Origin of the sequence: Flavobacterium sp. IB48, from assembly GCF_016405855.1 — a bacterium.
Taxonomy (GTDB): domain Bacteria; phylum Bacteroidota; class Bacteroidia; order Flavobacteriales; family Flavobacteriaceae; genus Flavobacterium; species Flavobacterium ginsengisoli.
Genome location: NZ_JAEFCA010000005.1, coordinates 152,693 through 166,926, shown reverse-complemented (window position 1 = coordinate 166,926; position 14,234 = coordinate 152,693). Strand labels below are relative to the sequence as shown.

The 14,234-nt window shown below is 33.8% G+C and carries 12 protein-coding genes; 7 read left to right on the top strand and 5 right to left on the bottom strand.

Translation table 11 applies throughout. The features are described from left to right. From JC605_RS16965 to JC605_RS16955, 3 genes are all read left to right on the top strand, one after another. The gene (locus JC605_RS16965; RefSeq protein WP_198857336.1) at positions 1-1,587 is read left to right on the top strand and encodes a SusD/RagB family nutrient-binding outer membrane lipoprotein; all 1,587 of its coding nucleotides are present in this window, start codon (positions 1-3) and stop codon (positions 1,585-1,587) included. 144 nt (positions 1,588-1,731) lie between these two features. After that, the gene (locus JC605_RS16960; RefSeq protein ID WP_198857335.1) at positions 1,732-2,778 is read left to right on the top strand and encodes an exo-alpha-sialidase; all 1,047 of its coding nucleotides are present in this window, start codon (positions 1,732-1,734) and stop codon (positions 2,776-2,778) included. Between the two features lie 151 nt (positions 2,779-2,929). Next, a complete protein-coding gene (locus JC605_RS16955; RefSeq protein WP_233074146.1) occupies positions 2,930-3,883 on the top strand; it encodes a M20/M25/M40 family metallo-hydrolase in 954 nt (317 codons plus the stop codon). Positions 3,884-3,997: 114 nt separating this feature from the next. Here JC605_RS16955 and JC605_RS16950 read toward each other — a convergent pair whose 3' ends face one another. Next, positions 3,998-4,363 (bottom strand): helix-turn-helix domain-containing protein, encoded by a 366-nt coding sequence (locus tag JC605_RS16950; protein WP_008467415.1) that lies wholly within the window; start codon positions 4,361-4,363, stop codon positions 3,998-4,000. An 81-nt stretch (positions 4,364-4,444) separates the two neighbouring features. On the opposite strand from JC605_RS16950, the gene JC605_RS16945 reads away from it, so the two are divergent. The 4 genes from JC605_RS16945 (at position 4,445) to JC605_RS16930 (ending at position 6,686) form a co-directional block, all read left to right on the top strand. Then, positions 4,445-5,320, top strand: a complete 876-nt coding sequence (locus JC605_RS16945) for an NAD(P)H-binding protein (protein WP_198857334.1) — start codon at positions 4,445-4,447, stop codon at positions 5,318-5,320. A gap of 187 nt (positions 5,321-5,507) precedes the next feature. After that, positions 5,508-5,891: a metalloregulator ArsR/SmtB family transcription factor gene (locus JC605_RS16940; RefSeq protein ID WP_198857333.1), complete on the top strand. Its 384-nt coding sequence runs from the start codon at positions 5,508-5,510 to the stop codon at positions 5,889-5,891. After that, positions 5,878-6,483, top strand: coding sequence for a mercuric transport protein MerTP (merTP, locus tag JC605_RS16935; RefSeq protein WP_198857332.1), 606 nt, complete (start codon positions 5,878-5,880; stop codon positions 6,481-6,483). Before JC605_RS16940 ends, merTP begins: the two co-directional genes overlap by 14 nt. Beyond that, positions 6,480-6,686 carry a GDCCVxC domain-containing (seleno)protein gene (locus tag JC605_RS16930; RefSeq protein ID WP_198857331.1) on the top strand — a complete coding sequence of 69 codons (207 nt, stop codon included), beginning with the start codon at positions 6,480-6,482 and terminating at the stop codon, positions 6,684-6,686. Before merTP ends, JC605_RS16930 begins: the two co-directional genes overlap by 4 nt. Before the next feature lie 120 nt (positions 6,687-6,806). Here the strand turns inward: JC605_RS16930 and JC605_RS16925 are convergent, their stop codons facing one another. From JC605_RS16925 to JC605_RS16910, 4 genes are all read right to left on the bottom strand, one after another. Then, the gene (locus JC605_RS16925; RefSeq protein ID WP_198857330.1) at positions 6,807-8,138 is read right to left on the bottom strand and encodes a hypothetical protein; all 1,332 of its coding nucleotides are present in this window, start codon (positions 8,136-8,138) and stop codon (positions 6,807-6,809) included. Between the two features lie 37 nt (positions 8,139-8,175). Further along, positions 8,176-10,572, bottom strand: coding sequence for a TonB-dependent receptor domain-containing protein (locus tag JC605_RS16920; RefSeq protein ID WP_198857329.1), 2,397 nt, complete (start codon positions 10,570-10,572; stop codon positions 8,176-8,178). A 376-nt stretch (positions 10,573-10,948) separates the two neighbouring features. Continuing rightward, positions 10,949-11,941, bottom strand: coding sequence for an FAD:protein FMN transferase (locus tag JC605_RS16915; RefSeq protein ID WP_198857328.1), 993 nt, complete (start codon positions 11,939-11,941; stop codon positions 10,949-10,951). Positions 11,942-12,047: 106 nt separating this feature from the next. Next, positions 12,048-14,231 (bottom strand): PepSY domain-containing protein, encoded by a 2,184-nt coding sequence (locus JC605_RS16910; RefSeq protein ID WP_198857327.1) that lies wholly within the window; start codon positions 14,229-14,231, stop codon positions 12,048-12,050. Between the last annotated feature and the right edge of the window lie 3 nt (positions 14,232-14,234).

Sequence of the window (14,234 nt, the reverse complement as noted above, 5' to 3'; positions counted from 1 at the left end):
ATGAAATATAGTTTTAAAATAAAAACATTAGGAGTTGCATTAATGGCAGTTTCGATTTTATCAAGCTGTACTGGCGATTTTGATGAAATAAACAAAGATCCTAATTCATTAACTGAAGATCAGTTGGATGCAACATTAGCCGGTCCAGCATTTGCATCTGCATTATATGCGGGAATTCACAACGGCTCTTATTCGTCTCCAGGAGTTGATGATCATGGAACATGGGGTATTGCAACTGGTATTTTGCCATCCACTTTTGTGCAATATAATAGTGTTCCTTATGGTACAGAAAGAAATGCTTTTGTTAATGGGTATGAAGGACGTGCATGGTCAAAATTTTATACTGTTGCAGTTCCAGCTTTAAACAATGCAATTAAAGCATCTGAAGGAAATGCAGAAGCTCTAGCAGTATTAAAAATTTGGAAAGTTTTTATGTACAACCAAATGGTTGATGCTTATGGACCACTTCCTTACACTCAGGCTGGTAATGGTAAAGAAAGTGTATCTTATGATAGTGTAGATTTTATTTACGATGATTTCTTTAAATTATTAAACGAGGCAAATGCAACATTAGCTTCTGCTTCTATGACCTCTGTTGCCTCTCTTGCACCAAATGATAGAGTTTATGCAGGAAGTGTTGACAAATGGAGAGTTTTTGGAAATAGTTTGAGATTACGTTTAGCTTTAAGAATTTCTGACAAAGATCCTGCAAGAGCAAAAACTCAAGCTGAAGCTGCAGTAGCAGCAGGAGTTATGCAAACAAACGATCAAAGTGCATATTTTAAAGTTAGTAACATTACTCCAAACAATTTAAACATGATTGTAAACAGCTGGGGCTATGTAATGACTTCTTCTATGGAAAGTATTTTAGTAGGATACAACGATCCGCGTTTAGCAAAATGGTTCTCTCCAATTGATACAGGCGTTTATAGAGGAAAACCAGTTGGAGGATTACAAGATCAGTTTGGAGCTACTAAATTCTCTACTTTTAATAATGATGTTTTAGGAAATGGGGCAGCTAACACACTTAGCGAAACTAAAAACATCGAAATCTTTATGGCTTCTGAAAACTACTTAAGTAGAGCAGAAGGAGCTTTAAATGGATGGAATATGGGCGGAGATGCTAAAACGTTGTATGAGACTGGTATTAGATTATCTATGTTACAATGGGGAATTACTGATGCAACAGCAATTAATGCTTATATTTCAGGATCAACTTTACCAACTTTACCAAACGTTTTAACAGTATATCCAACATTAGATTTACAAGATATTCCAGTAAAATTGCCAGTTGCTTGGTCTTCAACAGAATCAAATCAAAGAACACAAATTGCAGTTCAAAAGTACTTAGCAATTTTCCCTGAATCTTGGGAATCTTGGGCAGATTTACGTAGAAGCGATGCTAAAGTTATCTATCCAGTTTTAAATACAGATAATCCTGATGCTGGAGTGGGTAAATCTTTGATGAAAAGAATTATTTACACGACAAATGAGTACTCATCAAACAAAGCAGGCGTAGATGAAGGAATCTCTAAATTAGGAGGTCCAGATTCTGGTGGAACAAGACTTTGGTGGGACACAAAATAATTAATTTGGTAAAGTAAAAGATCAATCGATTTGTTACTTGAGCAGAAGGAGAGGTAACTCTCCTTTTGTTTTTTATGAAGAACAATGAATTTTTGCCCCAACTTTAATTCATAACATACAATTATTAATTTTCATCAAAATAAAATGATTTTAAAGACAAAATATACTGTTGCAGCGCTATTGGCTTTATTTCTTTTTTCTAGTGGAATAAAAGCACAAATTAAGGCTGTTAATATCAAAAGCAGTTATATTGCCGATCCGCCTGTGACAACAAATAGTCATGCCTCAACTTTGGTTGAGCATAAACCAAATGAGATTTTAGCAGCTTGGTTTGGCGGAAAATATGAAGGTGCAAAAGATGTCGGAATTTATATTTCGGCTTATAAAGACAAGAAATGGTCTGCACCAAAAGAATTAATTCAGCCATTGATTAAAAACGGAGATACACTTCCTTGTTGGAATCCGGTTTTGTTTAAAAGCAAAAGTCAGAATTTATATTTGTTTTATAAAATTGGAAAAAATCCAAGAGAATGGTTTGGTGCTATGATGATTTCGAAAGATAACGGAACAACATGGGGAGAACCAAAATATCTTCCAGAAGGATTTTTAGGTCCAATTCGGAACAAACCAATCGAAACTACTCCTGGCGTAATTTTATGCGGAAGCAGCACAGAAAGTGTGAGTACAGACGAATGGCGCGTGCATGTTGAAGAATATACAGAAGCAACAGATTCTTGGAAGAAAATAGCGGTAGAAAACAATCAGAATTTCGATATCATTCAGCCCACATTTTTAATTCATAGTAAGAGCGATATTCAGATGCTGTCTCGAAGCAAACACAATAAAGTAGTTTCGAGCTGGTCAGGAGACAATGGTAAAAGCTGGATTAGAACCAATACGATAAATGTCATTAATTCAAATTCGGGTATAGATGCTTTAACAATCAATAAAAATTTGTTTTTGCTGGTAAATAATCCACTTCCAATTGGAAAAGACTGGTTTAACGGACGTAATATTTTAGACGTAGAATATTCTAAAGATGGTTTAAAATGGACGAAATTATTCGATCTCGAAAAACAGGAAAAAGGAGAATTCAGTTATCCAGCCATAATTCAAACCACAGACAAGAAAATACACATTTTGTATACTTATGATCGAAAATATATTAAACATACTTCTTTTGATTTATAAGATAATAGTACGCTGATAAAACGGATTCACTTCGTGAAAACGCTGATTTTTACGGATTTTTTTATTCTATTTTTTATATAATATCTGTGTTTATCCGCGTCTTTGCAAAGCAAATCCGTTTCATCCGCGTCCAATCTATAGAAAAACAATTATGAAATTAAAACTTCTTTTTACGACCGCATTTCTTTGCTGCACTTTTGTGAATGCACAAATGGCTAAGACCTTTTATAAACATGACAAATATCTTTCATCAGATAAATTAGAAGGTCGTTTTGTGGGAACTAAAGGAAATAATGATGCAGCTGCATATATCAAAAAATATTTTGAGAAATATGGTTTACAGCAATTCAAAGATAGTTACTATCAGCCTTTCAAAGTATTTGTTAAAGAAGGAATCAATAAAATGAAATCGGATACAGTGGCAACGCAAAATGTTGTGGGTTATATTGAAGGTTCAGATCCTAATTTAAAAAACGAATACATAGTAATCGGAGCGCATTACGATCACTGGGGCTGGGGCGGACAAGGTTCTGGAAGTAAAAAGAAAGAGGCTTTTGCCATTCATAACGGAGCAGATGATAATGCGTCGGGAGTTTCAGCTTTGTTGTGCATTTTAGAAGAAATTTCGAAACAAAAAGTAAAACCAAAAAGAAGCATCATTTTTATTTCGTTTAGTGGAGAAGAAGAAGGATTACTCGGTTCAAAGTATTTTATTAATCACCCTCCAGTTTCAAAAGAAGCCATAAAAGTAATGCTCAATATGGATATGGTCGGAAGATTGAACGATAAAAAAGAGCTTTATATGGGTGGAGCAGGAACTTTTCCGAACGGTGTAGAATTAATGAAAAAACTGCAAGAAAACTCAGGATTAAACCCTGTTATTCATGCGGGAGATGTCGGCGGTTCAGATCATGTTTCTTTTTACAAAGAATCCATTTCAGCAGTTGGTTTTCATACAGGCGGACATCCGCAATACCATACGCCAGATGATGATATTGAGCTGATTAATTCAAATGGAGGAGCGTTAGTTGCTAAATATATTTATAATGTGCTCATACAAATTGCCAATTATGAAGAAGCTTTGGTTTTTATCAAACAGAATTAAATAAAGCATTATTCAATACAATAAATTAAGTCGACTAGTGAAATTAATGCCTGTTCAGTTTCACATAAAAAGTTAAGTTAATTAGTTTTTGTTTGTTAGAAAAGACGGTGTCTATTAAATGTTATAGACACCGTCTTTCATTTTGAAAGCCCATGAAGCCATAGCATCAATAACGGGCAGCAGGCCAGTTCCTGCATTACTTAATCTATAAGTTACAAATGGAGGTACAACGGGTTTTGCTTCACGAATGACCAATCCATCTGCTTCTAGCTGTTTTAAATGCTGAATAAGCATTTTTTCTGTTACAGCGGGAATTGCTCTTTTCAATTCGCTGTAACGTTTATCTCCAGTCGATAAATGATATAAAATAATAGGTTTCCAGTAGCCTCCAATTTTCTCCATAACAAAAGTTACAGGACATTTTTCCAACGCATACTGCTTGTTTTCCTGAATAGTAGACGATTCTTTAATTGCTGTCATGATACATACTTTAGGGTAAGTACTTGTATAAAAGTAAGTACAAAGATACCTTTGTCTTGTTAAATAAAAAAACATTTTAAGATGAAAATTATAATCTCAGGTTCATTAGGAAACATAGGAAAGCCACTAACGGCACAATTAGTACAATCAGGTCACGATGTAACCGTTATAAGCAGTAATGCAGATAGAAAATCTGCTATTGAAGATTTAGGCGCAAAAGCCGCAATAGGATCACTTAGCGATGCTGATTTTCTTTCTAAAACTTTTACTGGTGCTGACGCTCTTTTTGCTATGACTCCTCCAAATATGGGTGGAGTAAATATTATTAAAAATACTACAGATGCTGGTAAGGCTTTCGCGAAAGCAATCCAAACAGCAAACATTAAAAGAGTAGTAATGTTAAGCAGCATTGGGGCTGATTTGCCAACAGGAAACGGACCAATTGCAGGTTTGTATAATATTGAGAAGATTTACGAGAAATTAGACGTTTCTGTCACATTTTTAAGAGCAGGATATTTCTACATTAATTTCTATAATGACATCCCGATGATAAAAGGAGCAGGGATTATGGGAGCAAATTTCCCAGCATCAAATCGTATTCCGTTAGTACATCCAGAAGACATTGCAAATGCTGCTGCAGAAGAATTACAGAAAAATCAAGAAGGTAAAAATATTCGTTACATCATTAGTGATGTAAAAACACCTTCAGAAATTGTAAAAGCATTTGGAACCGCAATTGGTAAACCAGAACTTCCTTGGATTGAATTTACAGATGAGCAATATTTTGGTGGAATGACTCAAGCTGGAGTTCCAGAAGAAATGGCTGGTTTATATACGGAAATGGGATCTGGATTAAGAAACGAAACCATTGCTGCCGATTTCTTAAATAATGATGGAATTGCAACTGGTAAAATCAAATTAGAGGATTTTGCAAAAGAATTTGCTTCAAAATTTTAATTATAAGCTGTTGGTTAAAATGATTTAATACATAGAAACATAGTTTTTGTTATTTGAAAAAAGTCGGTGTCTATTAAATGTAATAGATGCCGTTTTTTGTTTTAAAAAATTGATGTAGATGTAGAATTAAAAGCATTGGTATTATTTTAGTATTTGCTTAAATAAACAAATTAGTTATTTTTGTCTTATGGACAATAATTCTTGTATTAGGCAAAAGGCAGACATTAAACAAATTAATCGTTGTAAGGAACGAATTTCGGAGCTGCATAATTCTTTTGATTATTTATCGAATGGACTTGAATTGGCAGGAAATAATGTAAGATTGAGAATTTTATTTCTGCTTTATGAAGAAAAACGGCTTTGTGTTTGTGATTTAAGCGATATTCTAAATATGACAATTTCTGCTGTTTCTCAACATCTTCGAAAACTCAAAGATCGAAAGCTTATCATAACTGAAAGAGAAGCACAAACTATTTTTTATTCATTGACAGAAGAGTATGAAAAAATGTTGAATCCATTTTTTAAAATACTTAACGATAACAAAATTTTCGAAACAAATGAAAATGAATAAGAAACTAATCGGCACTGGACTTTTGACCGCGTTTGCAGCTTCATTATGTTGCATTACACCAATACTAGCTCTTATAGCAGGAACTAGCGGACTTGCTTCAACTTTTTCTTGGCTTGAACCTTTTCGTCCGTATTTTATTGGCTTAACAATTTTAGTGCTCGCTTTTGCTTGGTATCAAAAACTAAAACCACAAAAGAAAATAGATTGCAATTGCGAAACCGATGAGAAAACAAATTTTACGCAGACCAAATCATTTTTAGCAATTATCACTGTAGTAGCAGTTTTGCTTTTAGCATTTCCATCGTATGCTCATATCTTCTTTCCAGATTCTGAAAACAAAATAATTGCTGTGGATGCGTCCAAAATTCAGAAAGTTGAGTTTACGATTAAAGGAATGACTTGTTCGGGTTGCGAGCATCATATTAAAACGGAAATAAACAAACTCGAAGGCATTATCGAAGTGTTGGTTTCTTATGAGAAAGGAAAAGCGATTGTTAGATTTGACAATACAAAAGTCAGCATTGAAGAGATAGAAAAAGCAATCAACGCTACAGGTTACACAGCATTAGAAAATAAAACTATAATAGGATGAAAATCGAATTACAATCCATACTAACTTGTCCTAACTGCGGACACAAAAAAGAAGAGACAATGCCAACAAATGCTTGCCAGTATTTTTACGAATGCGAAAAGTGCAAGACAATTCTAAAACCTTTAGAAGGTGATTGTTGCGTTTATTGCAGTTTCGGTTCTGTAAAATGTCCTCCGATTCAAGAAAACAAGAAATGCTGTTAATAATGAAATGAAACTATCATAAAAAAACATTCCGCTTACTATAAATAGAAGCGGAATGTTCGATTAAAAAAAAACTCAAGTGATGAATTTTTCACAGACTGTTTTCACAGTTGTATATTTTTAGAACACACCAATGTAGTGGTTTCCTGGTTTGTTAACCAATTTTGCACCCTTAGTAACTTTTCCAGAAGGAATATCAATTACATAAATGTTACCATCCTTTCCAACTGGCGTAACAGCGATGTAGAAATTATTTCCATCAACTACAAAACCTTGGTATTGACCAAAATCTAAATTAGCATCATACTCAATACCTTCTACTTTTGTAGCTGTTCTTGCGTTTAAATCAAGTCTTGCTAAGAAACCTTGATCAGTCCCATTTTGAGTATAAACCGCATAAGCAATTCCGTTTCCAGCATATCTCCAAGCATCAATATAAGTTCCTTTTACTCCTAAAGCTGTATCTAAGCTAAACACATAAGAATTGTCATATTGATTGTTTTGATTGATTTTTAAAATATAAGAACCTTTTTCAGTATCTCTTTGTGTTGCTTGATAAATATTTCCGTCAGTTCCAACAAAACTATTAAAGCTTCTAAAACCACTTGTATCACCAAAAGCAACTGTCGAAGTAATAATTTGAGGATTTGTTAAAGCAGGATAATCAACTATAAGAGATTTAGATCCTAAACGTGTAAAAGTTGCCTGATTTTGCCCTGTTGCAGGATCTGTTTTACGCATCCATGTTCCAATGATTAATTTATCTCCAGCTTTGTTTAATGTTGGAGCATCTAAGCGGAAAATGTGGTGTCCTTGCGCTTCTTCTTCAGCGGTTAATGGAAGTTCATATTGTTTGAAAGCAGAAATTAAAGTTTGCTGCATATCTAAAGATAATACAGTAGCAGTTCCTCTAGTGTACTTGTATGTTTTATCTGGATTCGTGTTTACCACTGGAGCAGTTACATTTACTGCAATACCAGTTTTATCTCCATCAAAAATTTTATTCCATCTTGGAGATGTTCCTGCATATTGAGAGATGTTAACTTTTGCTGTAGATTCGGTAAAACTTTTTCCTCCGTTTACTTTGTAAGTCATAAACTCTCCGCCATTTGCACCTGTGTAAGTGATGTTGAAAAGAGTATTTCCGTCTACAGAAGACTGTAAACGAGCCGTTCTGCTAGATTGAACAGCCATACCATTATCGTAAACATTTACAGAAAAATTAGGATCGATTGCGTTTTCTTTACTGATAGAATAAACTCTTGTTCCACCATTTCCATCTCCTGGATCAGTTTGCATTAAAGCTCCTGCTACAGTAATCCATCTTCCGTCTGTTACTGGATTTACTGGTTCTGTATTTTTATTATTGTCATCACTGCTGCAAGAAATGGTTAGCGCTAACGCACCTAGTAATAAACCAGAGCTTAATACTTTTAATGTGTTTTTTTTCATATTTATGGATTTAAAAAATTAGTTATTTATAATGTGATTAAAATTTACTGATCGTATAATTGAGCTTAATGTAAAAAGCTCGACCTGGTTTTTGAGCGGCGAAATTGTCATAGACTTGCTCATCGAAAATATTTTTAGCATCAAAACTCACTACAAATTGTTTGTTTGGAAAGGCATAACTTAGACCTAAATCCTGAGGAAACTGAGCTGTTGTTCTGTCAATTTCAAGCCAAGAAGTGTAAAAAGGAGCTACATAACCGCAGTAGTAATAAAGGTTTAATTCTGATTTACTTTGAATTACATTTTTAAAATTATATTGAAGATTTCCATTTACAGTAAAATAAGGCTCGTTTGGGAGCTGTTTATTATAATGAATAATGGTATTTCCATTTTCATCGTACCTATCTTTATAAATAGAATTGAATTTAGAAAGGTTTACTCCTGCGAATAATCTTTCTTTAAATGAGTATTGAATAGATGTTTCAAAACCTACAGATTGTGTTTTTCCTAAATTTACGAATGGGGTAGCTTGAACGGCTTCATTAACTCGATTACTTATTTGCTGTACAATTTTATCTTGAATATTTCTCCAAAAAGCATTTCCATAGAATGAAAACTTATGATTATTAATTAAATAAGGCCCTAATCGTAAACCAATATTGAAATTATTACTTTGTTCGGGACCTAAATTAGGATTGCTTAAAATGTTTTGGCCCGGAAGTCCAAATATTTCATTCTCATTTGGCAATCGAATTGCTTTTTCTGCAGAAAACATAATCAATGCCTTTGGAAAAACAGCATATGAAGATGCAAAACCATATCCTGTAAAGTTCGTATTTCTAATGTCAGTATCCATAATCACAGACCTCTGACCATCTTGGCCGACTAATATTGTTGGGGTAACTTGTTCTGTTTTTAAATAATAATTTTTGACAAAAAAGTTAGCTTTTAGACGTGCTTGAAAAGCCTGCATTTCATAAGCAAAAGAAGTAACAGATTTATCCAAATCTCGCGTAGCCAAAAAATTACGAATCAATTCTGGCAGCATCTCATCTTTATCATTTCTGTCAACAGTATAAAACATTCCGTTTGCAAGAATCTTATGGTTTTTAGAAATGTTATAAGTTAAACCGGCTCTTGTATTAAAAATATTCAATTTTTGATGGTTCATTGTAGGTGCTCCCTGCTGTGCGCCAAATACAGATAAAATAGGCTCGCCATATAATCCTATAGCTTTTTCACCATTCCAGTTGTAATTCCACTTTACCGTATCGTTAACCATATCATTTCTATGGCTATAAACAGAAATTATCGAGAAATCTAAATTCTTGATTAAGAAATCTTTTTTATTATAATTAAGACTAAAAACATTTGCAGCAGATTCACTAAAACGTCCTTTATAAGGTTTAGTCATGTACTGACCGTGCTGAATCTGATTATAATCTTCAGAACCATTATAACTGATAGAAAAATTATCTGCCCATTTTACATCAGTAAAACCCGCTTCAAGTCTTCCTCCATACGATCTGTACATGCTTTCAAAACGTTTCGCCCTAATATATTCATAGCGTCCGTTAGGAGCAATATTATATACAAATCTTCCCCAAACTTCATAGTCATTGTCAGAATAATTCTGAAATCCATTGGCTTTAACAGTAAAACCAGATTTGTCTCTATAAGTGGTACTAAAGTTCGATTGGATAGTATTAAAAGAACCATAAGAAACCGAAGCCGCAATCATGTTTTTAGATCCTTTTTTAAGAATCACATTAATGGCGCCACCAAGAGAATCATCTGCTAAATTTGCAGGAACAACACCTTTGTAAACTTCAATTCTTTCAATTAAAGCTGGCGGGATACTATTTAAGCTAAATGAAGCACCATAAGTTTGAATAGGAATTCCATCAATAAAAATACGAATAGCATTTCCAGACATCCCGTTAATGTTGTAAGTTACAGCAGAACCTAAACCTCCATTTTGCCTAATTCTAACACCTCCAGAACGATCCAATAAATCGTTGGTTTGAAGATTTCTTTTTGCCGCTTCCTGTGTTTCAATAACATTTACAGCAAAACCTTTCTCCATCATTTCTTTTCTAATAGAAGATTTTTTGATTACAACTTCTTGTAAATCTTTAGGGCCATTTCGGTCTAAAGAAATATTAAGTTCTGTATTCGGTTTGTTGATAGTAATTTTTGTAGTTCTTGTTTGACCTTCCATAGAAGAGGTTTCCAAGATATACTCTCCGTATTTTAAACCCTTAAAATCGTAACGACCAAAATCATTAACAATAGCATATTTTTGAGTTCCTTTAATAATAATTGATGAACCATAAGCTAATTCATCGGTTCCAAAAGTCACTTTTCCTTTAAGATTTCCAGTTTGTGACCACGCTGAAATGGTAAATAAAAATAGTAGTAAAATTGTTCTCATATTGAGTCTGCGTGTAAAAGTGCTGCAAACTTATATGATAATTTAAATTTAATCTAAATAAAGTAATTAGAAGATTATTAGAATTACAATGAAGGTTCTAATGTTATTTTAATATTGTTTTTTTGAGTTATGAGTTGATAATTTGATTGTCTTCCTGAGCGAAGTCGAAGGATATGTGCAAAGAGAATTTTTTAATCTCGCTAAGTCGCGAAGACGCAGAGTTCATTTATGAGTTGCCTTCGGCTTTAGCTGGAGGTCATTTTTAAAAGAAATGAAAAAGGCTTTAGCCAAAATAAGTTTGGCTAAAGCCTTTTATGTAGAATTTATTTATCCCCCAGCTAAAGTTGGAGGCAATTCATAACTCATACTTCATAACTCATAACTTATAAGCGAAGTTCTTAGACTTAACAACTTTCCCTTTATCAGTAATCATTACACAACTATAATTAGGAAATTTTTGAAGTAAAAGCAAACCTTCTTTCTGTCCCAAAACCATCATAGAAGTGCTTAATCCGTTAGCGGTTTCTGCGTTCGGACCAAAAACCGTAACACTGCATAAACCAGTTGCAGGATAACCAGTTGCAGGATTTATAATGTGCGAGTAACGTTTTCCGTTAAAAACAACGAACTTTTCATAACTGCCAGAAGTTGTTACAGCGCCCTCTTTTAACGGAACGGCAGCTAAAATCTTCTCCGGTTTAAACGGATTTGTAATTCCGATTTTCCAATCTTTTCCATTGGGTTGTTTTCCCCAAGTGCTCATGTCACCAGAACCGTTTACAATGCCAGCTTGAACACCTTTTGCAATCATCATGGCGCGGCATTTATCAGTTGCATAACCTTCTCCTAAAGCACCAAAACCAATTTTCATTCCTTTTAACTTTAAGAAAATAGTCGATGCTGTGCTGTCTAAAATGATGTTTTTATAGCCAACTTTCTCAACAGATTTTTTTATGGCTTCCACCGAAGGCATTTCAGTCATCGAACCGTCAAATTTCCAAATACGGTCTAAAGCAGCAAAACTAACATCAAATCCGCCATTTGTAATTTCAGAAAGTTTAATCGCTCTTTGTGCCAGTTCAAAAACTTCGCGATCTACTTGAATGGGTTTTATTCCCGCATTCTGATTCACTTCAGAAACTTGAGAAGTGGGTTTCCAATCGGAGATTAAATTTTCAATTCGCGTAATTTCAGCGATAACTTCATCTATATTTTTTTCTGCAGAAAGAGAATCTTTGTCGACAATAGAAATATCAAAACGTCCGCCCATCAAAAGCGTAGTTCTTTTTCGTAATACTTGCGAATGTGCAGATACACAGCAAATAATTACAAAAAACAATGAAATTTTATATGATAATAATTTATGCATGAAAATGTATTAAAAAGTCCAAAGTCGAAAGTCCAAAGTCGAAAGTCCAAAGTCGAAAGTCCAAAGTCAAAAGGCGAAAGTTGAAAATCAACAATCTAAAATTACTCTAATAACAATCCGTTAAAAATTGTTTATTCGCTTTATATTCTTCAAGTGTTTTTAGTCCTTTTGAAAGACACAATTCATTTAAGATTGATTCGACATCTTTCTGCATGGCAAGTGAACCACAAATCATAACGACACCACCTTTTTTAAATAGATTCGTAAAGAAAGAGGAATCTCTTTTAATCAAATCCATTACATAAATATGTTCTGCTTCACGCGATAAAGCGACATGAAAATTATCTAGATGTTCTTTCTGAATCATAATGTCAGCAAACTTTTTGTAAGCCATTAAAGTTGGTGTCTCCATTCTAAATCCGCTATACAAATGAAGTTCTTGTTTTGCTTTATTTTGTTCAATCATTCCTAAGAAAGGAGCAATTCCTGTTCCGTTAGAAATAAAAGCCACTTTTTGAACTTTTTTAGGAAGATGAAAAGCAGGATTTTTTACAATCTGAGCTTTTATAACATTTCCTGGTTCTAAAGCATTCAAAAAGCCAGACCCCAATCCGTTTGGATGCAATTTTACAACCAATTGAATATTTCCAGAATGATTTCCAATCGAGTAGAGGCGTTCTCTAGAATCGTTAGCAGGATAAATTGCCAATAAATCGCCCGAACTAAATTTAACTCTAGAACTAGCTCTTAAAGTCAGAATAAAAGTATGTTCGGTTTCAGAAATTGGTGTTTTATCCAAAACCATTAATTTTTGCAGACCTTTCGGAATATGGTTGTATAATGATGGAGTTGTAGCCAACGGAATTCCTGTTTTCTCGCTCCATAATTTTATCCATTCTACAAACTCAACCGCCGATTTATCATTAACAGTTTGTAAATTCAAATAACGATCTGCCCATTTTTGTTTTTCTAAAAGCTGATCAATTTCAATAGCAAACTGGCAAAAATCTGGATACGATTTCGAGCCAAAACCAACTACAGAGAAATTAATATTTTGATCTTGATTTTGTTTCTCTAATAAAGTTTTGAATTGCGTTCCGTTAGAAGGAGCGTCTCCTAAACCATGAGTTGAAGTAAAAACAATAATGTGTTCTGCTTTCGGATATGCGGAAAATTTATTCAATTCACTGACAAAAACTTTCTGCCCGTGATCAATTAATTGTTTCTGAATTGAATTGGCAAATCGGAAAGTGCTTCCGTTTTCTGAACCAACCAAAAGAATAAAAGTGCTTTCGCTAGCTTTAAATTTATTCTTAATTCGACTAGATCTTCTTTTTAACGTAATTGCAAAACCAGAATAAATAAAGAACAGAATGTTAATGCAGGCTATAGCCAAAATAATCGCCCAGATTCCGTTAATTCTTCCTGTGTGAAGATCTAAGCTTAATGCCGCAAATTGAGTTCTCATTGCCGAAAGCTTTTCAGAAATTACAGCTCCTGTAACCTGATTGACTTCAATTTCTCTGTCTTTCAATTCGATAATATAAAATTCTTCAGGATCATCTGTAAAAGGAAATTCGATTTTCTTTACATCGGATAATAAAGCGGTATTAAAAATTGAACTTGTTTGTGCTTTCTCTGAGAGTTCTGTTTTTACAGGTTTTACTTTTTCTTCCCCCATAAAAAAGTTAAATCTTTCTAGGGATAAATAAGTTCCTGTAAGCGATATAATTAAAATCGGAATTAAAGCCAATCTTCCTAAAAGGACATGGTAATATTGTGCAAAATATTCTTTGATTATTTTAGAAAAGAAATTTCGGATGCCGCGCTGTCTTTTTAAAACCAGTACGAAACCCGAAATTGATATTAATAGCAAGCAAAAAGAAATTACGCCCACAAAAAAACGTCCTGTTTCATGAAGAAACAGTGAACGGTGCAAACTCGTAATCCAATTTATGAATTCGCTTTTCTTTGCAGGAGTTCCTAATACTTTTCCAGTTTTTGGATCAATGTATGCTTTAACGTCATTTCCATCTCCATCAATAGCTTGAAGCGTTACAAATTGATTGTAATCTACACTCAATTCTGTAATTTCAGAATACTTTTTCTTTAAAATTGGAAGCGTTTCGCCTAAGGTTATTTTATTAAAATCTTCTGCTTTGTACGGAAGTGTTTTTTCCTGAACCGCATCGACCGCCAGAATGATTCCTGTTACCGAAGCCAAAAGCAAAAAAATAGAAGAAAATAGGGCCAAAGCCAAGTGTGCGTAACGCCAAAAAGAAAGAGTCATTGA

What these genes read in the sequence shown, in the direction of transcription:
- JC605_RS16910 (WP_198857327.1), bottom strand. Translation starts at nt 14,231, where the DNA reads ATGACTCTTTCTTTTTGGCGTTACGCACACTTGGCTTTGGCCCTATTT.
- JC605_RS16950 (WP_008467415.1), bottom strand. Translation starts at nt 4,363, where the DNA reads ATGACAGCAATTAAAGAATCGTCTACTATTCAGGAAAACAAGCAGTAT.
- JC605_RS16955 (WP_233074146.1), top strand. Translation starts at nt 2,930, where the DNA reads ATGAAATTAAAACTTCTTTTTACGACCGCATTTCTTTGCTGCACTTTT.
- JC605_RS16925 (WP_198857330.1), bottom strand. Translation starts at nt 8,138, where the DNA reads ATGAAAAAAAACACATTAAAAGTATTAAGCTCTGGTTTATTACTAGGT.
- JC605_RS16930 (WP_198857331.1), top strand. Translation starts at nt 6,480, where the DNA reads ATGAAAATCGAATTACAATCCATACTAACTTGTCCTAACTGCGGACAC.
- JC605_RS16940 (WP_198857333.1), top strand. Translation starts at nt 5,508, where the DNA reads ATGGACAATAATTCTTGTATTAGGCAAAAGGCAGACATTAAACAAATT.
- JC605_RS16960 (WP_198857335.1), top strand. Translation starts at nt 1,732, where the DNA reads ATGATTTTAAAGACAAAATATACTGTTGCAGCGCTATTGGCTTTATTT.
- JC605_RS16945 (WP_198857334.1), top strand. Translation starts at nt 4,445, where the DNA reads ATGAAAATTATAATCTCAGGTTCATTAGGAAACATAGGAAAGCCACTA.
- JC605_RS16965 (WP_198857336.1), top strand. Translation starts at nt 1, where the DNA reads ATGAAATATAGTTTTAAAATAAAAACATTAGGAGTTGCATTAATGGCA.
- JC605_RS16915 (WP_198857328.1), bottom strand. Translation starts at nt 11,941, where the DNA reads ATGCATAAATTATTATCATATAAAATTTCATTGTTTTTTGTAATTATT.
- merTP (WP_198857332.1), top strand. Translation starts at nt 5,878, where the DNA reads ATGAAAATGAATAAGAAACTAATCGGCACTGGACTTTTGACCGCGTTT.
- JC605_RS16920 (WP_198857329.1), bottom strand. Translation starts at nt 10,572, where the DNA reads ATGAGAACAATTTTACTACTATTTTTATTTACCATTTCAGCGTGGTCA.